Source organism: Helicobacter japonicus, from assembly GCF_000762845.2.
GTDB classification, from domain to species: domain Bacteria; phylum Campylobacterota; class Campylobacteria; order Campylobacterales; family Helicobacteraceae; genus Helicobacter_C; species Helicobacter_C japonicus.
The window spans coordinates 105,335-130,549 of sequence record NZ_JRMQ02000001.1; the positions used below are offsets into that span (position 1 = coordinate 105,335).

Consider the following 25,215-nt stretch of genomic DNA (forward strand, 5'->3'; position numbering starts at 1 on the left):
TACTAATTGCCTATTGATTTTGCACATTTGTTACCACTTCCTCTTCTTCATCTAAGCGCGCTTTTTGCATTCGTATAATCGCATTCACAAGTTCTTTAGCAATATTATTACTAAAGCCCACAGCATTCAGCAAAGAGGTGCTATTTTGTATGCTTAAGTCCTTTTTATTTAAAAGAGATTCTATATACATAACAGAATCTTTATCCATCTTCTTAAATACCTTCTTCTGTGCCTTAAGCTTAATGATTGCTTCTTGCGGATGAATATTCTCAAAAAGGAGAATTTCATTTATGTTTCGTAAAAGCATTGCGAGATGAACTCTTAGCGCGTTATATTCACTTGAGAGAATTAAATCCTTAGAGAGACTATTTTTCTTTAAATTTGGCTGCAAAAGCTCCACATTTTTAATCGCCTCGACAATATTACGCGATGCTGAAGTAAGGAGCGCAAATTTACGCACATATACTTTATCTTGCGTATATGCTTGTGCTTGTGTAGAAAAATCAAGTATGGCATTAAAAAGCACTTTGATTTTTTTGATATAAAAAATTTCCACATCAATATCTTCTTTTGCCCATATATTTGCCTTAAGAACTTCTTTCATATCTTTATCGCTCTTAATATCTGCACGAGAAAAACCAAGTGTATGCGCAATAAGCTCAAAGGCATTTTCATAAAGGTGCTCAACTTCGTGATACATAGCAAGATATGCTGTATCTTGATATTGCACAATCGCATTATTGACATATAAAGGTTTGTCAATTTGTGTATCCTTATCTTGTAAGACTTTTTCTAGTAAGGTAGAAATTTTTGGGATAAAAGGAAGCAAAATCACCACTGCCACGAGATTAAAAAGTGTGTGAAATACTGCGATTCTTAGCACACTATCCTCTGTTAAACCTATAATTGATGAAATAGCGGTATTAAGCCATACAAAGTAATCAAAAGTAGCAATGACAAGAATAGCAATAGCAAAATTAAAGATACAATTTGCTGCTGCCAAACGTTTTCCATCTATGTTTGTGCTAAAAGAAACAATAACCGCGGTCATCACACCACCTATACTTGTGCCGAGTGTCGCTGCTAGAGCGTTTTCATAAGTCATACTTCCTGTGGCAAGAGCGGAGATGATAATCGTCAAAGTCGCGTGGGAGCTTTGCACAATAGCTGTCATTAATGCACCAAGTCCAACAAAAAGAAGTACACCGCGCAATCCGTCCATAGAATATTGCGAGAAATCAACGATTGCTTTATATTCCTCAAAACCATCTTTAATATAACCCACACCCAAAAAGAAAAAACCAATCCCTATGAAAATCTGCCCTACACCTTTGGCTGTCTTGGTGCTTTGAAAATTAAATAATACCCCACCTACAATAAGAGGTAAGGCAAGAGCTGAAATCTTCATACCACTCACTCCAGCAATCAGCCAAGAACCCGCACTATTCCCGAGATTTGCACCAAACATCACACCAATACCTTGCGATAGACTAAGTAAAGAAGCCGATACAAACGAAATTGAAAGCACAGAAACCAAAGAAGAGCTTTGCATAAGCGCAGTAGCTACCGCCCCAAAACTCACACTTTTAAGAGCAGTATTTGTCGAAGTGGTGAGAAGATTCTCTAAGAATCCCCCATTAAATGTGCGAAATCCATTCCCAAGACTAAGCATACCAAAAAGTAAAATAGCTAGTCCCGCACTCACGCTCATAAGCGCATCACTCGTAGAAACAAAATATACAATAGCTAAAATACATATAGGTATAAGATACTTTTGAAACATAAGTTCCCCCTTATTGCAATAGCTCATCATTGTAGCTTTTTCACATTGATACAGCACTTAAAAAATAAAATTTATAGAGCCATTTTACTATGAATGATACATAATTCTCATATTTTGGAATCTTTGTGTCTTTTAGCAATAAATGAAATTACTTTATAGTTTGCACATAACCCCAATAATACATTGAGGTTATGGTGCCAAAGCAGAATGAAGTTTAATAAAGTGCAACCCCTTGTAGAATCCTGTTTAATGTGCTACTGCCTCACTCGCGCCTATTCCACTCTCCGCACGAAAATCTTGTGCGCTAAATCCAGCTCTATCTTTTTCTGCCCTTTTTGAATTATCAAGCTTAGAGATAAGATATATAGCTATAAAACTTATAGGCATAGTAAAAATTGCAGGGTGGTCATAGGGAAAAATTGCCACATCAAAACCAAAGCTCTTTACCCAAATGCTAGGACTTAAAATCACTAATGCAAGCACTACAATAAGCCCAATTAGTCCTCCCCAAAATGCGCCTTTTGTGGTGAGATTTTTCCAATAGATACATAGGAGCAAGATAGGAAAATTCACGCTCGCAGCAATAGCAAAAGCAAGTCCTACCGTGAAAGCTACATTTTGATTTTCAAAAACGATTCCTAAGATAATGGCAAATATTCCAATGCAGAGCGTTGCGATTTTTGTTACTTTCATCTCAAGCTGTGCATCACATTTACCATCTTTGCAGACATTCACAAATAAATCGTGGCTTATCGCACCAGCCCCAGCAATAGCCAAGCCTGATACAACAGCTAAAATTGTAGCAAAAGCAACCGCAGAGATAAAGCCCAAGAATAAATCACCACCAATAACAGAGGCAAGATTCACAGCGACCATATTTGTAATGCCATTATATGAACCATCTGCATTTGTAAAATGCTCATTACCAAGCAAAAGCACAATCGCTCCAAAACCAATGATAAAGGTAAGGATATAGAAATATCCAATCAAGCCTGTAGCATAAAATACCGATTTACGCGCTTCTTTGGCGTCTTTCACTGTGAAAAACCTCATCAAAATATGTGGCAAACCAGCCGTGCCAAACATAAGCGCAAGTCCAAGAGAGACTGCGGAAATGGGGTCAGTTAAGAATCCTCCCGGCGACATAATGGCTTCACCTTTTGGGTGATGTGAAATAGCTTGAGAGAAATAATAACTCAAATCAAATTTTGTCAAATACAAAATCATAATTGCCATAAAAGTTGCCCCAGCCAAAAGTAATATTGCCTTAATGATTTGCACCCAAGTAGTGGCGTGCATACCACCAAAAAGCACATAGCAAATCATTAAAATACCTACTATCACCACTGCCAAAGTATAAGGCAACCCAAAAAGCACTTGAATAAGCTGTCCTGCACCCACCATTTGTGCGATTAAGTAAAAAACAATTACACTTAATGCAGAAATTGCAGAAATTACACGAATGGGCTTCGCATCAAGGCGATAAGCAGTAATATCGGCAAAGGTAAATTTGCCAAGATTCCTAAATTTTTCCGCAATAAGAAACAAAATAATAGGCCACCCAGCCAAAAACCCAATGGAGTAAATAAGTCCATCAAAACCATTTGTAAAAACAAGTGCAGTGATACCTAAAAAACTCGCTGCACTCATAAAATCTCCAGCGATAGCTATACCATTTTGCATACCGCTAATATTTCCACCTGCTGTGTAGAATCCACTTGCTGACTGACTTTTCTTATTTGAAAGATAAGTAATAAACAAAGTTGCTAGCACAAAGGCTAAAAACATACCAATAGCTGTAGGGTTAAGATCTGACACTGCCCCACCAAAGTCGATAGATGCACTATATAATGGATTTACAAGTGCGAACACTACAAGCACAATGCCCCATTTCATACATACTTTCATTTTGTTTCCTCCTGCGTATGGCTTATGGGATAATCTTTATAACAAATCTCCCCCTTTTCTAGTGATTCTATAACTTTGCTCTCACGCAACGAATCCAAAATCTCCTCTTGATCCTTATCAAAATAAGTATTTGCCAAAAATGTATAAAGTCCTGTGGCGACAATACATAACGCGATAAGAAAGATACCTACAATAATACCAAGCGTAATGGAACTAGGTCCCAAACGATACCCTAACACTTCTGGGAATAATCCCACACCAAGCACAAATATATAATAAGCACAAAGAATGACAACCGACATAACAAGTGCAATTTTATTTCTAAATGATACAAATTGCCTAAAAGCTGAAAGGGCTTTTTCTTGTTGTTGAGAGAGTTTCATCACAATACCTCCTTTATTTGAACTATATTGCTATTTTAAAGCAATATGATACTTAAGGTATCAATAAAAATTTTATATTCAAAGAATATGTAACAAAATCATCATATAACTTTTTAAATATAGTAAAAATGTAACACTTAAAAATATATGGAAGATAAGAGACATTTAGATTCTGAACCCAAATATAAAAAATGAGTTAAATAAGCTACACACAAATGACAGCAGCAATAGCAAATCCACCATCGTGGCTAATACTTAAAGCAAGAGAGTTAAAGCCAAAATATGCCTTTTTTTTGTCGCTAATGAAAATATAAGGGGCATTTTTGCTATTCTTATTGATACATATATCCAAAAATCCTAACTCTCGCCCGATACCTACACCCAATGCTTTTGCGCAAGCTTCTTTCGCTGCCCAAAAACCAGCTATACGGGCAATATTAATAGATTGCATATCAATAGAAGTGTGATGGTAAGGAAGAACAGATTCTAAACAAATTTTAGAATCTGGTATGTCATTATCAATCTTTACTTGAGATTGTCCAGATTGCTTAAGGCAAAGTGCAATTTCATCATTTGATAGAAAACGTCTTAATGCCTTAATCCCAAATTTTTCTACAAAAGTGCGCATACGCGCAATACTTACAATATCAATACCTATCAATCTAACTCACTACAAATTCAACAAAAAACACATCACTCACTTGCCCATCAATCAAAAATTCATTAATACGCTTAACTATTTCATCTTTTACGCGGTTTTTACCTTTTGTAGCCGCCACATCTTCTAAGGATTTAGAAGAAAGAATCTCAATAATTGTATCCTTCACCATAGGTAGTTTTTTATCAAGCTCCATTTTTGTGGCATTTGCTTTTATTTCATCTTTATCAAGCTCAAACTGCATACTTGTTTTGAGATACCTTTTACCTGTTTGTGTCATAAGATTCACAGTAAAATTAATAGGACCTTCCGCAGGATAAATTAAACCAGGTGCAAATTTATCAGTGCTTCGCACAGAAACGGTATTACCTACGATAATTTTTGTTGCTTGCTGTTGTGAAACAGGTTGCATTTGCACTTGTTGTGGTGCTTCTTCTTTATGCTCCTCTTCATCGTGCCCACCTGTCATTAGTAATGCCAATACAATGCCCACCAAAAGAACCAACACTACTACAATGCCGATAATCACAAATAAAATTGCTTTACTTTTTTTCTCTCCACCGCTATCTGCTGCTTTTTCTTCTTCTGCCATTTCAATCCTTTACTACATAATAAGTCAGCGTAGTTTTGCCAAACTGACGCATTTTGAGTTTCTTATATCTCCCAATGATGTGAGGCATATTATACCCACTCCAATGTTCAAAAACAATTAAACTTATGCTACTTTTACCTGTTTTATCCAAATTGCATATTTTTGTAATCAATCGCTCATAAATATTAGCCTTACCTGCTCGTATGCAAAAAGGTGGGTCGAGATATAAAACTACTTGAGATTCACTTCTCATATACTCCTCTAAAGGCTGTATAAAAAAATCGGTATTAAAACTACGAAATTGTAAAGTTTTTACTCTTTTTTGCGCAAGACAAAGATTACGCGATAAAATCTCATAAGCTTTTTTGTCTATCTCATAAAAAATTGCTTCACGCGCTCCACGAGAGAGTGCTTCAATCCCCATCGAACCGCAGCCACCAAAAGCTTCTATAAACACACTTCCTATAATATCTGCACCCAAAGTATCAAAAAATGACCCACGCACAATTGATTTTGTAGGACGCGTATTTTCTTCGGGATTAAAAATAAGTTGGAGATGCTTAAGCGTCCCAGCCTGTATAGAAAAATGCACCATTATAAAATCCCCTGAATGCTCATTCTACCTTATTAAGATTCTAAATTTGCCTTTATTTTATCAAGTTTTGCTCTTTTAATAAGGCAAAAATCTTATTACTAAGCTCCTTTGCGTGTTCATCACATACTGCCCTTATGAGTGATTGTATATCTTGCGCATTGCTATGGGCATAAACTGGTGGCTCAACGGAGGGGACAAAAGATTCATAAGGTGTTTCATTTGTGGTAGATTCTATTTTTTTACTACTATAACGAATCTTCTCATCAAAAGCTTGCAAATCATCATTCAAACTCTGTGCGCTAAAAGGCTTACGAATATGAGAGTATGGCTCATCAAGCACTAAACACAAAGGTTTAGCACTCTGTCTTTTTTCATCATCACTAATCACAAAATCGCATTCTTCCTCGCTAACTAGCATATCTTTTAAAAAATGTTCCAAGCTACTTTGCACCAATGGTGATACACAAGATATAGCAATTTTCATCTTTACATTCCTTTTTTATCTTATTATAGCTTATAAAGTTCCTATATTATACTTAGAGGGTCAATATCAATATCAAATGTGCCACGCAACTTTTCATTATGTGCTAAAGTATGAAGTAACTCTAAAAGTGCGCGAGTAGAGTGCGAACGAAGCAAGAGCATAAAACGATATTTATTGTGCAGTCGCCCTAATAATGCTCTACTCTCACCCACAATCTCTACTTCTTTATGCTGATTTTTTTCCAAAAATGTCCGCACTTGGCAAAGATACAAAAGAGCTTTTTGCTCACTCTTATGTGCAAAATGTAACACAACAAGTCTCTGATAGGGTGGATAAATATGCGGTCTATTGGATAATTCATAGATTAAAAAATCTTCATAATTATTTAAAAACTGCTCCAAAAATACACCATTAGCACTCTGAACATACACTTCACCATCGTATTTACGCCCACTACGCCCTGCAATTTGGTGCAATAAACTCACTGCACGCTCATTACAACGATAATCACTGCTTTTTAAAATATAATCAATCCCTAACACTATGGCAAGATTCACACGATGATAATCGTGCCCTTTACTTAACATTTGTGTGCCTACAAGCACATCAATTTCTCCTGCATTAAAAGATTGTAATATATTTTTAAGTTTTTTATGCGTGGTGATATTATCTCTATCAAAAAGTGCAATTTTTGCTTTTGGCAGAGATTCTTCCAACTCTTTTGCAACTTGAGCCGTGCCTATGCGATGAGAACGCAAAGAATCTTTATGACATTGCGGACAAAGTGTAGGAATAGGCTTAGAAAAATGGCAATAATGGCAAACAAGTGCATTTTTATCAAGGTGTAAAGACATATTTACCGAGCAAAAATCGCATTCACAACCACTACCACACGCACTACACACAAGCATTTTATAATGTGCGCGAGTGGGAAGAAAAACAATAACTTGCTGTTTTTTATTGAGATTCTCACGAATCTTCTCTAAAATATCAAGAGACAATGAGGCAGATTCCTTACAATCTACGCTATTATCTCCATTCTCCATTGTAGGCATAATTTTTATATGTTTTTTTGAGCCAAAATACCGCCCCTTAAGACGATAGAGACTATTATGCTTTGTCGCATAATAATAACTTATCACGCTTGGTGTCGCCGAGCCTAAAATAACTTTAATCTGTGTTTTGTTCCCCAAATAAAGTGCCAAATCTCTAGCATTATAATGCGGCACACTTTGTGATTTATACGCATCATCGTGCTCTTCATCGATAATGATAAGCCCAAGAGAGCGCATCGGCAAAAATAATGCACTCCTTGCCCCAGCTACCACACGAATACGCCCATCATATATATCATTTAAAATCTGCTTTTTTGATTTTGTGCTTATTTTAGAATGCCAAATCCCCACCATATCACCAAAAACCGCTTTAAGACGCAATTCAATCTGTGGAGTAAGTGCAATTTCAGGCATTAAAAAAAGCGCGTTTTGCCCTAAGGAGAGAATCTGTGTGATAAGATGTATATATACTTCTGTTTTTCCACTGCCTGTATCACCAAAAAGCAAAGGATTCTTATGAGTAGCGCAAAAATTAAGAGCCATAGTTTGTTCCCTATTTAATGTATGGAGGGGTTCTATATGAATGCGCTCTAAAGGTAAAGATTCTCCACTTTGTGGGAGAAAAAGCCCATAAGACTCACCTAATCCCACACAATAATATTGCGCAATAAATGAAGCTAAAATATGTTGATAAGGCAAGAAAAAATCACTGCTCAAAGTAGCATTTTTGCATTCAAAGGAGGGTTTTTCCAAAGCGCGCAATACAACGCCCTTATATACTCTATTCCTTAAAGGAATATTACAAATATCACCCACATCACATTTTTGTTCACATTCATAAGTAAGAGATGGGCTTTTTAAACCAAGTGGGGCGATAAGATAATACAAGCAAAAAACTCATCTCTTAAAGTGGCTGAATCTGCACATCTGTTTGAGTAACAGGTGTATCAATGTTTTCAAGGCTTTTGTAGAGATTTTCAAGTGATTGACAAGTGAGAGCATATTCTTGAGCTTTTGTAATATAGAGCTTAAGAAGCGCAATAGGTTCAACCTCTTGTGCAAAAACTGCCCTAAGCTCATCTTTCACATCATTATGTAAGGGTGTCAATGAAATAGAATAATACTTTCCATTTAAAGCAATCTCTAAATTTTCATCTCCCATTATTTCAAGCCCTCATCAATTCTGGCAAAGAGATTTTCAAAACCTCTATCTTTTGAAGCAATTTCTTCATACAAATTAGAAATTTGGCTATCTTTTGCCTCATTTTGCGCTTTAAGTGATGAAATTTCAAGTTGCAAAGATTCTATCTCATCTTTTTGATGTGCGATTTTTGCAATCATTTCTTCGATTTTTTCAGAAAGCCGCTCCATTACATTATTCATCTTGCAATCCTTTGGTGAAAATAAAGTATAATTTTAACACAAATAACACAAATAGTAAAAAGGAGTAGGTGCAAAATGTCGCATTTTATTTTAGATTCTCAATATGCCCCAGCAGGAGACCAACCTCAAGCTATTGAGCAAATCACACAATTTATTCGCAATGGCGCAAAATACAGCACACTTGTTGGCGTTACAGGTAGCGGCAAAACCTATACAATGGCAAACATTATCGCCAATCTTAATATTCCCACACTTATTATGACACATAACAAAACCCTTGCAGCCCAGCTTTATAGTGAGTTTAAAGGATTTTTTCCTAAGAATCACGTAGAATATTTCATCTCACACTTTGATTATTATCAGCCAGAAGCTTACATTCCCCGCCGAGATTTGTTTATAGAAAAAGATTCAAGTATTAATGAAGACTTGGAACGATTAAGATTATCCGCTACCACTTCACTCTTAGCCTATGATGATGTGATTGTTGTAGCAAGTGTTTCGGCAAATTATGGTTTAGGGAATCCTGCAGAATATCTCACAATGATAGAAAAACTAGAAATTGGTGCGCAATATCAACAAAAGGCTCTACTTGTTAAGCTTATTGATATGGGCTACACGCGTAATGACACGATTTTTGAACGCGGGAATTTCCGAGTAAATGGTGAGGTGATTGATATTTTTCCCGCATATAATGAAAATGAATTTATCCGCATTGAATTTTTTGGTGATGAAATTGAACGTATTGGAGTATTTGACGCATTAGAGCGCATCTCTCTTACACAATTAGAATCTTTTGTCCTCTATGCAGCAAATCAATTTATCGTAAGTGCGCAAAGACTACAAGAAGCCCTTTATAACATAGAATCCGAATTGCAAATGCGCTTAAGTGAGTTTGAAAATGCAGACAAACAAATTGAATATCAACGCTTAAAGGGGCGCACAGAATTTGATTTAGAAATGATAAGAGAATCTGGTATTTGTAAAGGTATTGAAAACTATGCGCGCCATTTGACAGGTAAAAAAGCGGGTGAGACACCTTACTCACTTTTAGATTACTTTGAGCAAAAGAAAAAACCTTATTTAATTATTGTCGATGAATCCCACGTGAGTTTGCCACAATTTGGTGGTATGTATGCAGGAGATAGGAGTCGTAAAGAAGTGCTTGTGGAGTATGGTTTTAGACTACCAAGTGCGCTTGATAATCGCCCATTACGATTTGATGAATTTATTAATAAAGCCCCACATTTTCTTTTTGTCTCTGCAACTCCCGCCCAAAAAGAATTAGAGCTAAGTCAAAAACATATTGCCGAGCAGATTATCCGCCCTACAGGATTACTTGACCCACTCTATGAAGTGCGGGATTCTGATAATGCAGTGCTTAATTTATATGATGAGATTAAACTTAGAATCTCAAAAAATCAACGCGTGCTTATCACTACACTTACAAAAAAAATGGCAGAAGAGCTCAGCAAATACTATGCAGAGCTTGGCATTAAAGTGCGCTATATGCATAGCGATATTGACGCTATTGAACGCAATCATCTTATTCGTTCCTTGCGATTGGGAGAATTTGATGTGCTTATAGGTATAAATCTCTTGCGTGAAGGGCTTGACTTACCTGAAGTGAGCCTCATTGCCATTATGGACGCAGATAAAGAGGGATTTTTACGCAGTGAAACAAGCCTTATACAAACGATGGGAAGGGCGGCGCGTAATGTCGAGGGAAAAGTTATTTTATATGCCAAAAAAATCACAGGTTCAATGCAAAGGGCATTTGAGATTACAGATTATCGCCGAAAAAAGCAAGAAGAATTTAATCGTTTGCATAACATTACACCCACATCGGTGCAAAGAAATGTAGAACAAGAGCTTAAAATAGAATCAAGCGGACTAAGCAAACTCTATGAAAAAAATGCTAAGAAGATTCCAAAAGGTGAGCGCAATGCGATTATAAAAGAGCTAAGCCTCAAAATGCACCAAGCTGCTAAATCTTTAGAGTTTGAAGAAGCTGCTAGAATCCGCGATGAAATCGCTAGAATCCGCAATATGTAGATTTATTGAGAGGCGACAACAGCAAGGTTTATTTTAAGAGAAACACAAAAAGATTTACTATACAATACTTAAGCTATTTTGCAAATCTTTATAAAACTTAAAATATAAGGAGAGATAATGATTTTTTCTCTAGATTCTTTCTTGCGCATACTGCGATTTTTACCTTTAATAGAATCTGTGCTTAATAGGCGATTTTGGTATGTGATTTGTGTCAATACTCTTGTTTGGAGTATCGGTTTTTGGCTTCTAACGGGGGGGGGGGCAGTATGAAACAGATTCTATCAGTTATTACACAATCAAAAATATCCTCGCTAATTTTATGCTATGGTATTGCGTTTTTTATGTTATTCAATTTATTCCCTTTAGTGTTATTTTAGAGTATTTTCTTGTTACTTGTTTTTTCCTCATAGGTCTTTGTGATATTTTTTTAAGTCTTGCTTTTAATGCCCAGCTTAATACTATATTTTTTACCATAGTCCTTTCAAGCAATTTGTTAGAGGCAAAGGAATTTTTACAATTTTATGCTTCGTCAAAGGTAATTTTTGCCCTTAGTGGATTTATTCTTGCAAGTTTTATTTTTTTATATCCTCAATACACATTACGCTTTATTCAATACAAACCTAAGCCCTATATTCATCGCATATACGGTGCATTGCTGTTTCTTGTATGTCTTTTTCTTTTTACATCTAAACTTTATTCCGTAGATTCACAAAATGCGTGGCTTGAAGAAAAAAATGCACTCTTTCGTTATGCTAATATTATTATAGAATCTATCACAGAGCATACCTCATATATCACTCAATACAAAAATCTCACCCAAACCTTAGACCAAAATCTTACACTAAGACAAGAAGATGAGATTCTAGACAACACACTTCATCTTCCTACCATTGTGCTCATTATTGGAGAATCTACCCAGCGCAACTATATGTCGCTTTATAATTATGCTCTGCCAACCACTCCTCAACTTGATGCACTTTTACAAAGTGGCAATCTTATTGTATTTAGCGATGTAGTATCTCCTCACTCACATACAAACGAATCCTTGCAAAAAATACTTACTTTTAGCAACTATGAAAATGCTCAAACTCCGTGGTTTATGCAACAAAACCTTATTGATATCTTAAATCTTGCAGGATATAAAACCCATTGGTTAAGCAATCAAGAAGCCATTTCTATTTATGGAAATGTCCCTGAAGTCTTATCGCAAAGAGCTAAATATACTCATTTTAGCTCCATAAACGATAGTTATAATGCAGGCAAAGCAGCTGATGGTATATTAATTCCTCTATTAGAGCAAACTTTGATGTCATTTAACCAGAAAGAAAAAAACTTTTACACCATTCATCTTATGGGAACACATTTAGACTATAAGCATCGTTACCCAAAAGCATTTTCACACTTTTCTCCACAAGATTTAAAAACACATCAACTTGATACTTTTTTTCACTCACAAGAGAAGCTTAATAATTCTCAACTTGAAACAAAATCTCACTATCTCAACGCAATTTTATACAATGATTATGTCGTAAGATCTATCATAGAATCTTTTGCAGACAAAGAAGCTTTGGTAATTTATCTAAGCGACCACGGCGATGAAGTTTATGACTTTCGCGATTTTGTCGGGCATACTGAAACAATGGGTTCGCGCTTTATGATAGAAGTGCCTTTTATGGTGTATATGAGTGAATCTTTCAAGAAAAAATATCCTGATATTTTTGCAAAAGTGCATCAAGCAAAAGATAAACCCTTTATGAGTGATGATTTTATTCACTCTTTCCTTGATTTACTCGGCATTGTAAGCAAAGATTCTATAAGTTCCCGCTCTATTTTTAGCCCAAGCTATAATCAAAATCGAGCGAGAATCTTTAGTGGAAGAGATTATGATAAAGATTTAAAATTTGAACACTATAAACCCTTTGTCCCATCTCGCTTATGGCTTCATCGTGTCGATGAGGTGGAAAAATTTGAGGATTTCAAAGAAAAATATCGTGGTTTTGAAATTGATGTGCATTTTTTATTGAATCCTAGCCCACATTTTGATGTCGGACACGATGGCGTAGATTCAAGCATAGGGCTTAATCTTGCAGATATGTTCTCTCTCGTGCAAAAGCAGAATATGGAGCATTTAATGGGGGGGGGGGATATAATAAAACTTTGGATTGATTTTAAGAATCTCAGTGAAGAAAACAAACACCTTGCCCTTACACAAATGCAACATCTTTGCTTAACTTATGACATCTCACCTTCAAATCTTATCATTGAAAGCCATAATTACAAATCTCTTGATGTTTTTAAACAACAAGGATTCTTTACAAGTTATTATGTGCCTTATTATGAACCTAAACATTTAAAATCTCAAGCCCAAACAATCCGTGATGAAATTAATACAATTATTCAAAGTGGCAATGTGAGTGCTTTAAGCTTCCCCTTTTATCTCTATGACTTTATTATAGATTCGCATTTTCAATATTATCAAGATAATGAATGGATAGATATGCCATTACTCACTTGGAATGAGGGAGCAAATTGGAAAGAAAATATACAAACAAAAGCTTTCTTCAATCCCCAAATAAAAGCTATTCTTGTGGGAGAAAAAGGCTCATATAGATAATATTGCTGGAATTGTTATAAATTTTTAGGTTTTTTATATTAATATTGAAGACAATTGCAAAATTGGGGGAGCAAATAATGAAAATTTTAAGTTTTGATATAGGCATTACAAGCATTGGTTGGGCTTTTGTAGAGGGAGAGGAGCTAAGAGATTGTGGGGTGAGAATCTTTACCAAAGCAGAGAATCCAAAAAATGGCGATTCACTTGCTGCACCGCGCAGAGAAGCACGAAGCACAAGGCGCAGACTAGCAAGGAGAAAGGCTAGGCTGAATGCGATTAAAAGATTGCTTTGTAAAGAGTTTGGGCTAAATTTAAGTGATTATTTTGCAAATGATGGGGAATTACCAAAGGCATATGAGACAACCAAAGATACCAAAAGCCCCTATGAATTGCGCACTTTAGCTTTGGAGCAAAAGTTAGAGCCTAAAGAGTTAGCAAGAGTGATTTTACACATTGCCAAGCATCGTGGCTATGGGAACAAACACGCAAAAACAGGAGGCGATAAAGATTCTGGCAAGGTGTTAAGCGCGATTAAAACCAATGAAGCAACGATGAATGCGAAGAATTATAAAAGTGTGGGCGAATATCTCTATAAAGAATTTTATCAAAAGCTAAGATTAGAAAGTGAGAAAAAAGGTAACAATACTACAAAAGAATTTAAAAATGTGCGCAATAAGGGCGAAAATTATGAGCATTGCGTGGCACAAGAACAGGTAAGGGCAGAGTTAGAGCTGATTTTTAAAAAGCAAAAAGACTTTGGGGCAACTTTTAGCGAAAATTTTGAATCCCAAATTTTGGAAACAGCCTTTTACCAAAGAGATTTAAAGAGTTTTGAAGATAAAGTCGGCAAATGTGTGTTTTATGAAAATGAAAATCGCGCACCCAAAGATTCCTTAAGTGCTATGGAGTTTGTCGCACTCACGCGCATTATCAACACCTTAAAAAACCTTGAGGAAAAAAGTAAGAATCTTGGTATTGGTGAAACCTATGGCAAAGATAAGATTCAAGAGATTCTAAAAATCGTGCTAGATAAAGGTGAGATGAGTTATAAAAAATTGCGTGATATTTTGCGCCTTGATATGCTATCGTCTGCGGATTCTAAGCTTGATGAGAAGGTAAAGTTTATTGAGCCAAAAAGGCTAAAGAATCTTAAAGATTTTAGAAAAGCAATGGGTGGAGACTTTAGCAAGTTTGATCGTGAAGAGCTAGATAAAATCGCTACCGATATTACCCTCATTAAAAGCAAAGAAAGTTTAGCTAAAAAATTGCAAGATTATCCCGCATTAAGCAAGGAGCAAGTAGAAGCCCTAAGCAATCTTAGCTTCTCTCAACATATCAACTTAAGCCTTAAAGCACTCTACGAGATTCTACCCTTTATGCGTGAGGGGTTGCGCTATGATGAGGCGGTGCAAAAGGCAGGATTGCAAGAGCATAGAAAGTATAAGCAAAAGGGCGAGTTTTTAATCCCACTAAAAGAGTATGAACCCTATTTGGCAAATCCGGTTGTGGCAAGGGCATTAAGCGAATATCGCAAGGTGCTCAACGCGCTTTTAAAAAAATATGGAGCAGTGCATAAGATTCATTTAGAATTTACGCGTGAGGCAAAACTAAGCGCAAAAGAGAGGCAAAAGTATGAAAAAGAACAAAAAGAGCATTTTGAGGCGAATGAAGAGGCAAGAAAAAGATGTGAAGACTTTGGGTTAGAAGCAAATGGGACAAATATCCTTAAATTAAAACTTTGGCAAGAGCAAAAAGGTGTTTGTGTTTATAGTGAGCAAAACATCACAAGAGGACATTTGCTAGATTCCAATGCCTTACAAATTGACCATATTTACCCTTACTCACGCAGTTTTGATGATAGCTATATGAATAAGGTGCTTGTTTTTTCAAAAGAAAATCAAAACAAGCTTAATAAAACACCCTTTGAAGCCTTTGGAAGCAATAAAGAGAAATGGGATAGGATTCTAAGCTTTAGTGCAAAACTTCCCAAGCAAAAGCAACGCAGAATCAGCAATACAAACTTTAAGGATAAAGAGGGCGGATTTCTTGCAAGGAATCTTAATGACACAGGTTATATTGCACGACTTGCTAGTCAATGGAGCAAGGATTGTTTGGAGTTTTTGCCACTAAGCGAAAATGAAGTAAGCATTGCAGGAGAAAAAGGTAGCAAGAAGCATATAGAGGTAATAAGCGGAAGCTTGACTGCAACTTTGCGGCATTATTGGGGCTTAGGTGATAAGGATAGAAACAATCACCTCCACCACGCAGTTGATGCAATCATCTTAGCCTACGCGAATGCAAAAACTATTCAAGCGTTTGCGGATTTTAGGAAAAATCAAGAACAAAATAAAGCAAAATTCTATGCTAAGCAAATTGCAGAATCGGAATACAAGGCTAAAAGAGCATTTTTTGAGCCTTGTAAGAATTTTAGGCAAAGAGTTGAAGAAAAAATTAAAGAAATCTTTGTCTCCAAGCCTCCTAGAAAAAGGGTTAGAGGGGCTTTGCACCAAGAAACTTTTTATCCTTTTGAAAAATTATGCAACGATAAAGAATATTCTGAAAAATTAAAAATGGATTATGGCGGGGAAAAGGGTATGCAAAAGGCGATTGCTCTTGGGAAAATCCGCCAAATTGGCACAAAGATTGTGAAAAATGGTGCAATGGTGCGCGTAGATATTTTTAAAGACAAAAAAGGCAAATTCTATGGTGTGCCAATCTATACAATGGATTTTGCGCTGGGAATCCTGCCTAATAAGGCAGTAGCCACAGGCAAGGATAAAGACGGAGTGATTAAGGATTGGATAGAAATGGATTCCAATTATGACTTTTGCTTCTCACTTTTTAAAGATGATTTAATCTTGGTGCGGAAAAAAGAAATGAAAGAACCGGAGTTGTGCTATTTTGTAAGTTTTGGTGTTTCAACCGCAAGTATTCAAGTAGAAAAGCACAACAATAAATTTGAAGGCTTAAGTGAGAATGAAAAGATTCTCTATTCTAATGCTACACAAAAAGAGGTAGCGGGCAAAAGCATAGGAATCCAAAATCTCAAAATCTTTGAAAAATGGCAAGTCTCGCCTTTAGGAGAAAAGCAAAAGGCAGAGTTTGAAACCCGCCAAGAGATTAAACTCAAAAGCAGTCCTAAAAGAAAAGGCTAAGATTTTATAAGGAGGGTAGGAATGTTTGATGCTGCCTTTCGCACCTTATTTTTAAGCACACCTGCTTACTTAAGCCTACAAGACAAACATCTTTGCATAGCCCAAAAGGACAAAGAAAGCGTAAAGATTCCACTTGTGGATATTCTCTGCGTGATGTTAGAATCTCATCAAATCACGCTTACTAATGCGCTGCTAAATGCGTTTGCTCTGCATAAAATCGTTGTTTTTACCTGCGATGAATCCCACCTACCAAGTGGGCTATTTATGCCATTTTTGGGGCATTTTAGAAGTTTTAGTGTGCTGCAATCCCAAATTAACTTAAGCAAACAAAGAAAGGCGATTTTGTGGCAGCAAATAGTGAAAGCAAAAATTCACAACCAAGCCCTTTTGCTAAAAATGCTGCATAAAAAAGAAAGTGAAGAATTAGAAACTTTAGCTAAAAGTGTGAATTTAGGAGATTTAAGCAATAACGAAGCTAAAGCCGCAGCAATTTATTTCAAAGCTCTTTTTGGTAAAAACTTCTCCCGCAAAGTGCAAATCTTTGAAAATGGCAAAATGGGAACGATAAATGCTGCACTAAATTACGCTTATGCAATTATGCGAGGAGTGATTACAAGAAGCCTTTGTGTGAGCGGACTAAATCCTGCACTTGGGGTAAATCATAAAAATCAGTTTAATGCTTTTAATCTAGCAGATGATTTGATAGAACCTTATAGAATCTTTGCGGATTCTGTTGTCGTGCAGATGGTTGAAGTTGGGGAATTAGAGGAGAGCTTAAGTTTGCAAAACCGCGTGAAGCTCGTAAGTATTTTGCAGAGTGCGGTTATCGTAGAAAATAAGCTTTATCCACTTACTCGCGCGGGTGTGGTGAGTGCGCAAAGTGTAGTGAAATGCCTTGAGAGAGAAAATCTTAAGCTTAAACTGCCGCTATTTTGCGAGGAAAAGAGTAATGGAAGAGAAATTTATGAGAGTGTTAGTGATGTTTGATATGCCAACTTGCAGCAAAAAAGAGCGTAAAGATTATGCGAGATTTCGTAAGAATCTTATCAAAGATGGCTTTATGATGTTGCAATATAGCGTGTATATGAGAATCTGCAAAGGTGTAGCAAGTGCCAATAATTATTTGGATAAGGTGGGTTTGATTGTGCCTCCCAAAGGGCATATTCGGGCATTAATCCTTACTGAAAAACAATTTGATAATATGCGATTATTGCTAGGCAGTAGAAGTGAGAATGAAAAAGCTAATGCGCCAAGACAACTTACGCTTTTTTAGAGTATCGCCAAGCTATAAGAACAAAGATTCTAAAGATTCAATCGTTAAAATGTTTGAAAATGTTTGTTAGAAAAGGTTTAAGTAGATTCGGTTTTGAGGGATTGTAACCCTGCGGAGACCGAAAACTCCTTATTTTAGCCGCTTGTTAAATTCCTTAAATGGGATTATATCTTAGATTTTCTTAAAAATCACTCATTTAGGATATTTTACGCCCTTAAAGCCTTTCAAATACCGCAAAATACGATAATTTGGAAAGTGGATTTTACCATAAAAGAATTTAACAAGCGGCTAAAACCGGTCATTACAACAATACTCTCTAATGTCCATTTTACCATAAAAGAATTTAACAAGCGGCTAAAACCAACAAGAAGCTTTAGAAGGTGCTCGTTTGATTTTACCATAAAAGAATTTAACAAGCGGCTAAAACTTTCATAAGATTAAAGAGACTTGCGCGACTATTTTACCATAAAAGAATTTAACAAGCGGCTAAAACCCCCTCAGTCAAGCAGTGGTTTTGGACTTGATTTTACCATAAAAGAATTTAACAAGCGGCTAAAACCTTTTGTGAATAACAACCCTACTGCGTTTTATTTTACCATAAAAGAATTTAACAAGCGGCTAAAACTCATCCGCAAACCTAATCTTAATCAAATTTATTTTACCATAAAAGAATTTAACAAGCGGCTAAAACCTCGCAAGTCTCTTTAATCTTAATCTTATGATTTTACCATAAAAGAATTTAACAAGCGGCTAAAACTTGTATTCTGAGGATAATCGTATTCTTTGCATTTTACCATAAAAGAATTTAACAAGCGGCTAAAACAAGTATGCGCTCCGGGCAATACCAATATTGATTTTACCATAAAAGAATTTAACAAGCGGCTAAAACTTGGATGAGAATGATGCTACTGGTAAAAATATTTTACCATAAAAGAATTTAACAAGCGGCTAAAACTTCATAAGCATCAATGATACCTTTATTTAAATTTTACCATAAAAGAATTTAACAAGCGGCTAAAACCTTGGTAGCTGGTTTGGCTCAAAAGAGCAAATTTTACCATAAAAGAATTTAACAAGCGGCTAAAACCTCCCCAATCTAGTAGTGGTTTTGGACTTGATTTTACCATAAAAGAATTTAACAAGCGGCTAAAACGCGCCCGGAGTTTCATTAGAGCTCAACCTAATTTTACCATAAAAGAATTTAACAAGCGGCTAAAACATTGCGTTGCAAATGCTACACATAATAATGATTTTACCATAAAAGAATTTAACAAGCGGCTAAAACAGCTGCGTGAGCCGCCTTTTCATCGATGCTATTTTACCATAAAAGAATTTAACAAGCGGCTAAAACTAAAAATAAGATGACACAAGATGAAATGAAATTTTACCATAAAAGAATTTAACAAGCGGCTAAAACTTCAACATTAGGAACTTCCAGGCGAGGCTTAATTTTACCATAAAAGAATTTAACAAGCGGCTAAAACAATGAAGCGCTTGAGGAGATTATGCTTAAAATTTTACCATAAAAGAATTTAACAAGCGGCTAAAACAATCTTTCTCAAGCCACGCATATGCAACGTATTTTACCATAAAAGAATTTAACAAGCGGCTAAAACCAAGCTAGTGGCGATGAGGCTCAATATTATATTTTACCATAAAAGAATTTAACAAGCGGCTAAAACTTGCGCCGCTATATGCGCGGAATTGACATAATTTTACCATAAAAGAATTTAACAAGCGGCTAAAACTGGAATATGGTTCAAAAGTTTAGCTCTCCGATTTTACCATAAAAGAATTTAACAAGCGGCTAAAACACCTCTAACAATGATAATATTCTTTTTGGTATTTTACCATAAAAGAATTTAACAAGCGGCTAAAACCAGCTGGTTACTCTAATACCGCGCTCTCTCATTTTACCATAAAAGAATTTAACAAGCGGCTAAAACCGACACATTCTACATTAGTGCTAGGAGTTTATTTTACCATAAAAGAATTTAACAAGCGGCTAAAACCTGGGTATGTCGGCAAGAAGCTCCCTCCTAATTTTACCATAAAAGAATTTAACAAGCGGCTAAAACTATTCACTAGGTCTAAGTTTCAATTCTTGCATTTTACCATAAAAGAATTTAACAAGCGGCTAAAACGAATTGTTTTTCTCCCTTTTTTGCACGTGTATTTTACCATAAAAGAATTTAACAAGCGGCTAAAACAAGGAATTGACAGAGCTTGGTCGCGTGAAAATTTTACCATAAAAGAATTTAACAAGCCTAAATTGCTATTGATGCTTGAGCTTACCTCTTCTCATACCCTGCTCTATTCCGTGAGCCAAACGCATTGTTATAGGGTGCGTCCTGCCAATTACAAAAATCAAGTGAATGATTCATTCTACAATCCGCATAGGGCTCTTTAGTAGGGCTTAACCCACAAGCACAAAACAAAAGAGAAACAAAAAAGATAAATATCCTCATTGCTTATCTCCCAAAATTAAAGATTATGCTATCAATCTTACATCACAAATCATAAAAATAACTTAAAGAAAAAACTATGCTTAAACTCTTAATTCTCAAATAATTATTTATATTTTAGTAATTATTCCTATAATAAATTTTATTTTAAGTTTTATTTATCTATAATCCCATTTCACACATAATTCACACTTAAAAAGGAAACAAAATGAGAACAATAAGTAGAATACTAATGGGGGGGGGGATTACTTGCTGTTTATCTCTTCTCGGATATGCTGATGAAACACAAAAAAATGAGGATATTCAAAGCCAAAATGTTACGCGCAATGTAAAATTACAGGCTTCAGTCGTTACTGCCGCTTCAGGCAGTGAAAAAAATGTAGTTGATGCTCCTGCTTCTGTTAATATTGTTACCAAAGAAGAATTAGAGCAAAAACCTTTTAGGGATTTGGGCGAGGCACTCAAAGAAGTGCCCGGGGTTAGCCTTGATGAAACTTCTAACAAACTCGGTGCTTCTGCTATTTCTATTCGCGGTATGCCATCAGGTTATACACTTTTTTTGGTTGATGGCTTAAGGCAAAACCCTAGTGGCGATGTCGCCACTGCAAATTTAGGTGCTGGTGTATATAATACTTTTATCCCTCCTATGGGTGCGATTGAGCGTATAGAGGTTATTAAAGGACCTATGAGCACACTCTATGGAAGTGATGCGATAGGTGGTGTTGTCAATATCGTTACTAAACCTATCACAGATAAATGGCATACCTCATTTCAATCTCAAATCATTGTGCCTGAATCTTCTACTTTTGGCAACACTTATCAAAACTCACTTTGGACGCAAGGCAAACTTACAGAACATTTAGGATTGACTTTAAGAATGCGTCAGATTCATAGAAACCCAAGTGATAGACCTAAAAATGACTTAGGGCAAGATGTCAATACTTTTTTTGGCACAAAATTTGACTTACTCAATGTAGGCACAAGGCTCACTTGGTTGCCTAATAGTAAAAATATGCTCTATGCCGATGTAGATTATACAACCTCAACTTATGATAATCGCAAAGCAGAAATAGGCACACTTGGTGTAGATCTTAATGGAAGAGGAGGATATGAAAAAGATGTAGGTGTAGATAAGATTCTTGGGGCTATTGGGCATAAGGGTTCTTATGATTTTGGGACTTGGAAAAATACCTTGCAATTTATGCGAACAAATAATACAGGACGACTTGTAGCAGGGAATATTGCTTCCCCAAATCTTGGTAAAAATAGAGATATTGCTTCTAATGATGTCATTGCTGATACGCGACTTTTACTTCCTTTGGGTGATAGCAATATTCTCAATATAGGCGCAGAATATCGCTTTGAAAATTATCACGACTTAGCTGCAACTCCGGCAAGTCATAATCGCAACACTTTCGCACTCTTTGCTGAAGATGAATACAATATCTTTGAACCACTTACATTCACTCTTGGGGCAAGATATAATTATAATGATAAATTTGGTTCAAATGTAAGTCCTCGCGCATATCTTGTATATGAGATTCTTGATGGCTTTGCTTTAAAAGGCGGAGTAGCCACAGGATACAAAGCCCCTTATGCTAATCAACTCATTGATGCTGTCTATGGCTACGGAAGTCAAGGCACACTTGCCTTTCTAGGAAATCCAAATCTTAAACCAGAAACTTCAGTAAGCTATGAAATAGGCACAATCTTTGATGGGCAATATATTGATTTTTCTTTAATGTTTTTCCGCTCAAATTTTAAAGACAAAATTGAAAGCACAAGGGTGAGCAAAACTAACACTGACCCAAATTATAGCTATACTTGTGCCACCTATGGAGGGAGTAATCCTCAATGTAGTCTCGCTATTAATGCAAATACTGCATTTTCTCAAGGTATAGAATCTAGCTTTGGTATAAAACCAATTTATGGCGTAGGCTTTGATGTGGCTTATACCTTTATAGATTCTGAAATTACTTCAGGAAGTAATAAAGGCAGACCGCTTTCAAGTGTAGCAAAGCATAATGTTGTCTCTAAACTCTCTTACACACATAAGAAATTCCATATTTACTTGCAAGGGCAACACAAAGCAGGTTTATTAAATACAAGTGCATTAGGCGATACTGCCGCCGCAGTAGCCATTAGAAATACGCTTGGAGGCACATATTATAAACCATACACGATTATCAATCTTGGTTTAGGTTATAAAATTACAGAATCTATCCGCTTAAATGGTGGTGTGTATAATCTCTTTGATACAAATTTTATTGATTTTAGAAATTATACATATGGTAATCAAAATGGCAATGTCAATATGCACGGAGCGCATATTCAAGAGGGACGCAGATATTGGGCAAATATCACACTTGATTTTTAATGGCTTAAATTCTTATCTATGTTTCCTCTCTCCCACGCCAAGTGTTACACTCATTGTGTATTCCTTGCTTGGCTTTTTTAGCTCTTTTTCTATGCTTTTTATCGTGGATATTGCCACTTCATCAATCTGTGAATTTTGAGAACTTTTGCGTATGTAAATATTCTTTATCATTCCTTGCGTATCAATGCTAAAGATAAGGCTCACTTCTCCCTTTATTGTCGCATTTTTTAAAGCACTTTGGCGCATAGAAGCTTGAGTTATAAGCGTATAGACATATTTCATATAGGAATCTACCTCCGCCACATTACTTGAGCGAGATTGCACACTTTGAGTTTGATTGATAGCAGATTCTTGCGCACTCTCTAGCAAAGTCTCATCTTTGCTTTCAAGTTTCTTTGATAGAGTTTTGCTCTGTGCCTTTTTGGTATCTAATGCTTTGCTTTTGTCTTTTTGCTTTTTATCTACTGCCTTAGAATCCTCGCCTGCGTCATTATTAAAATATTGTAAGGAGAGTAAATACATCTTTTGCACCTCTCCAGCAGCATTAAAATACGCACGCGCATAGTTATACCCTAGAAACATAAGTGCATAAAGCACACTGCAAAAGCAAAAGCTTACAATCATAGAAAAGCGATTTGAGGGGATTTGTTTCTCTATATTTTTGGGCAAAAATATACTCCGCCATTAGGCAAAGGCACCTTTAAAGATTCTATGCCATATAATGCCTTGATACCACTTTCATTTAGCACATCTGCATAATCCCCATAAGATAAAAGTCGCGCGTCTTTTAGCAGCGCAATTTTATCGGCGATATAGCACTGCTCTGGGTGATGAGAAGTGAGGATAATGCTCTTTTTAAGATTTTTTATTACATTCAGTAACGCAAAGCTATGCGACATATCAAGCGCACTTGTCATCTCATCAAGTAAAATTATCTCACTTTTTTGTGCAAGAGCTCTTGCTATAAGCACAAGCTGCTTTTGTCCGCCACTTAGCTCACTATAAGACTTTTGGCTTAAATACTCTATGTCAAGAAGCGCTAAAGATTCTAACGCCTTTTGCTTATCATCTTTTGAATAAAAAAACCGATGATGTGCAAATCTCCCCATAAGCACCACTTCAAGCACACTAAAAGGAAAACTAATGTGATAATTTTGCGGGACATAACTACATATTTTTGCCCGATGTCGCACACTAAGATTCTTTGCATTTTGCCCCTCTAAATAGAGCTCCCCGCTATAATCAAAATAGCCTAAAATCATTTTGAGTAATGTGCTTTTGCCACTGCCATTTGGACCCAAAACACACAAAATCTCGCCCTTTGCCATTTCAAAGCTTATATCTTGAAGTAATGGTAGCAAAGGTGGCTTAGGAAAGTGCAAGGTGATATTTTTACAACTAAGAATAATTGAGGAGTTTTTAAGAGACACTTTTTGCCCTTTTGATTAAAAGTGCGGCAAATATAGGAATACCAATAACCGCACTCACAATGCCTAGCGGAATTTCCACATTAAAACTACTTCGTGCTATACTATCGCACACAAGCAAAAAGAATGCACCAAATATCACACAAAAAGGCAGCATAAGGCGATGATTTGCTCCCATCACAAAACGCGCAATATGCGGCACTACAAGACCTACCCAGCCTATAAGTCCGCCCACAGCCACAGAAGCACTTGCTAAAAGTGTGGCTACAAGCACAAAAAAAAGACGCATATATTTAATGTGAATCCCAAGCGATTGCGCACTTTCCTCATCAAGATTGAGCACATCAATATAAGAAGACAAAAGCACAGAGACAATAGCACTTAACACAAAAATCACACAAAGCAATGCTAAAGGTGCATCTTGCGTGAAAGCAAGAGAACCCATAAGCCAAAAAACAATATTTGGCAAGGTATTATAAGGGTCTGCTAAAAGCTTTAAGCAACTCACAAGCGCACCAAAAAGAGCTGCACTTATCATACCACCAAGGATAAGCATTAAGATACTCATTCTCTTATCAAACGCATAGGCTAAGGCTATGGAAACGCCCATAGCGATGATTCCAAAGATAAAACATAAGCCTTCAATGCCTAAGATAGATAAACCTAGCACCATTCCAAGAGCTGCGCCAAAACTCGCTCCATTTAACACGCCAAGTATGCTAGGGCTTACTAAAGGATTGCCGATAATGCCTTGATACAAGCCACCACTTAGTGCTAATGCCCCACCCACACATAGAGCTGCGATAATACGCTTTAGTCGCTCCTCTACAAAAATGATAGAATCTATGCTTTTACTCACACTATTAAAATATTCATTCACAAGGGCAAACATATCGCTATAGGCAATATCAAATCGCCCAAGCCCTAAAGCAATGATAAAAGCACACACAAGAAGTGCAAATACGCCACAAAGAAAAAATATCTTTTTTCTCATTTTACACCCACATCACT

General features: G+C 36.2%; 21 protein-coding genes and 1 CRISPR repeat array. Of the genes, 7 read left to right on the plus strand and 14 right to left on the minus strand.

Annotated features, from left to right (window positions below):
* Positions 1-10: 10 nt before the first annotated feature.
* The 10 genes from LS65_RS00470 to LS65_RS00515 form a co-directional block, all read right to left on the minus strand.
* On the minus strand, positions 11-1,783 hold the full coding sequence (locus tag LS65_RS00470; RefSeq protein ID WP_034363078.1) for a Na/Pi cotransporter family protein: 1,773 nt from the start codon (positions 1,781-1,783) through the stop codon (positions 11-13).
* A 246-nt stretch (positions 1,784-2,029) separates the two neighbouring features.
* A complete protein-coding gene (locus LS65_RS00475; protein WP_034363488.1) occupies positions 2,030-3,679 on the minus strand; it encodes a cation acetate symporter in 1,650 nt (549 codons plus the stop codon).
* Between the two features lie 8 nt (positions 3,680-3,687).
* Positions 3,688-4,074: a DUF485 domain-containing protein gene (locus LS65_RS00480; RefSeq protein WP_034363076.1), complete on the minus strand. Its 387-nt coding sequence runs from the start codon at positions 4,072-4,074 to the stop codon at positions 3,688-3,690.
* 205 nt (positions 4,075-4,279) lie between these two features.
* On the minus strand, positions 4,280-4,735 hold the full coding sequence (gene acpS / locus LS65_RS00485; RefSeq protein ID WP_034363073.1) for a holo-ACP synthase: 456 nt from the start codon (positions 4,733-4,735) through the stop codon (positions 4,280-4,282).
* A 1-nt stretch (position 4,736) separates the two neighbouring features.
* Complete coding sequence (gene fliL, locus LS65_RS00490; protein ID WP_034363070.1) at positions 4,737-5,324, minus strand: flagellar basal body-associated protein FliL; 588 nt, start codon at positions 5,322-5,324, stop codon at positions 4,737-4,739.
* 1 nt (position 5,325) lies between these two features.
* Entirely contained in the window at positions 5,326-5,919 is a 594-nt protein-coding gene (gene rsmD / locus LS65_RS00495) for a 16S rRNA (guanine(966)-N(2))-methyltransferase RsmD (RefSeq protein WP_034363068.1), read from the minus strand.
* A gap of 52 nt (positions 5,920-5,971) precedes the next feature.
* Positions 5,972-6,403 carry a hypothetical protein gene (locus LS65_RS09990; RefSeq protein ID WP_052061144.1) on the minus strand — a complete coding sequence of 144 codons (432 nt, stop codon included), beginning with the start codon at positions 6,401-6,403 and terminating at the stop codon, positions 5,972-5,974.
* A gap of 41 nt (positions 6,404-6,444) precedes the next feature.
* Positions 6,445-8,346: a primosomal protein N' gene (locus LS65_RS00505; protein ID WP_034363065.1), complete on the minus strand. Its 1,902-nt coding sequence runs from the start codon at positions 8,344-8,346 to the stop codon at positions 6,445-6,447.
* Between the two features lie 16 nt (positions 8,347-8,362).
* Complete coding sequence (locus LS65_RS00510) at positions 8,363-8,620, minus strand: hypothetical protein (RefSeq protein ID WP_034363062.1); 258 nt, start codon at positions 8,618-8,620, stop codon at positions 8,363-8,365.
* Positions 8,620-8,841: a hypothetical protein gene (locus LS65_RS00515; RefSeq protein ID WP_034363059.1), complete on the minus strand. Its 222-nt coding sequence runs from the start codon at positions 8,839-8,841 to the stop codon at positions 8,620-8,622. Before LS65_RS00515 ends, LS65_RS00510 begins: the two co-directional genes overlap by 1 nt.
* A gap of 75 nt (positions 8,842-8,916) precedes the next feature.
* On the opposite strand from LS65_RS00515, the gene uvrB reads away from it, so the two are divergent.
* From uvrB to cas2, 6 genes are all read left to right on the plus strand, one after another.
* Entirely contained in the window at positions 8,917-10,893 is a 1,977-nt protein-coding gene (uvrB, locus tag LS65_RS00520; protein WP_034363056.1) for an excinuclease ABC subunit UvrB, read from the plus strand.
* 117 nt (positions 10,894-11,010) lie between these two features.
* Positions 11,011-11,163, plus strand: a complete 153-nt coding sequence (locus LS65_RS09755) for a hypothetical protein (RefSeq protein WP_161976251.1) — start codon at positions 11,011-11,013, stop codon at positions 11,161-11,163.
* A gap of 220 nt (positions 11,164-11,383) precedes the next feature.
* On the plus strand, positions 11,384-13,507 hold the full coding sequence (locus LS65_RS00525) for a phosphoethanolamine transferase (RefSeq protein ID WP_236096577.1): 2,124 nt from the start codon (positions 11,384-11,386) through the stop codon (positions 13,505-13,507).
* A gap of 74 nt (positions 13,508-13,581) precedes the next feature.
* Complete coding sequence (gene cas9, locus LS65_RS00530) at positions 13,582-16,662, plus strand: type II CRISPR RNA-guided endonuclease Cas9 (RefSeq protein ID WP_201274299.1); 3,081 nt, start codon at positions 13,582-13,584, stop codon at positions 16,660-16,662.
* A 21-nt stretch (positions 16,663-16,683) separates the two neighbouring features.
* The gene (gene cas1 / locus LS65_RS00535) at positions 16,684-17,649 is read left to right on the plus strand and encodes a type II CRISPR-associated endonuclease Cas1 (RefSeq protein WP_052061137.1); all 966 of its coding nucleotides are present in this window, start codon (positions 16,684-16,686) and stop codon (positions 17,647-17,649) included.
* Positions 17,612-17,935, plus strand: coding sequence for a CRISPR-associated endonuclease Cas2 (gene cas2, locus LS65_RS00540; RefSeq protein WP_034327912.1), 324 nt, complete (start codon positions 17,612-17,614; stop codon positions 17,933-17,935). Before cas1 ends, cas2 begins: the two co-directional genes overlap by 38 nt.
* Before the next feature lie 259 nt (positions 17,936-18,194).
* Positions 18,195-20,211: direct repeats of the CRISPR family, unit length 36 nt; unit sequence ATTTTACCATAAAAGAATTTAACAAGCGGCTAAAAC.
* A 15-nt stretch (positions 20,212-20,226) separates the two neighbouring features.
* Here cas2 and LS65_RS09760 read toward each other — a convergent pair.
* Positions 20,227-20,403 carry a hypothetical protein gene (locus LS65_RS09760; protein ID WP_161976252.1) on the minus strand — a complete coding sequence of 59 codons (177 nt, stop codon included), beginning with the start codon at positions 20,401-20,403 and terminating at the stop codon, positions 20,227-20,229.
* A 205-nt stretch (positions 20,404-20,608) separates the two neighbouring features.
* On the opposite strand from LS65_RS09760, the gene LS65_RS00545 reads away from it, so the two are divergent.
* On the plus strand, positions 20,609-22,777 hold the full coding sequence (locus LS65_RS00545; RefSeq protein ID WP_138129723.1) for a TonB-dependent receptor domain-containing protein: 2,169 nt from the start codon (positions 20,609-20,611) through the stop codon (positions 22,775-22,777).
* A 12-nt stretch (positions 22,778-22,789) separates the two neighbouring features.
* On the opposite strand, the gene LS65_RS00550 is transcribed toward LS65_RS00545, so the two are convergent.
* The 3 genes from LS65_RS00550 to LS65_RS00560 are packed head-to-tail and all read right to left on the minus strand — an operon-like array spanning position 22,790 to position 25,198.
* A complete protein-coding gene (locus LS65_RS00550) occupies positions 22,790-23,446 on the minus strand; it encodes an energy transducer TonB (protein ID WP_034363726.1) in 657 nt (218 codons plus the stop codon).
* Positions 23,431-24,207, minus strand: a complete 777-nt coding sequence (locus LS65_RS00555; protein WP_052061175.1) for an ABC transporter ATP-binding protein — start codon at positions 24,205-24,207, stop codon at positions 23,431-23,433. Before LS65_RS00555 ends, LS65_RS00550 begins: the two co-directional genes overlap by 16 nt.
* On the minus strand, positions 24,197-25,198 hold the full coding sequence (locus LS65_RS00560; RefSeq protein ID WP_034363729.1) for a FecCD family ABC transporter permease: 1,002 nt from the start codon (positions 25,196-25,198) through the stop codon (positions 24,197-24,199). The genes LS65_RS00555 and LS65_RS00560 overlap by 11 nt, the downstream gene beginning before the upstream one ends.
* Positions 25,199-25,215: the final 17 nt, after the last annotated feature.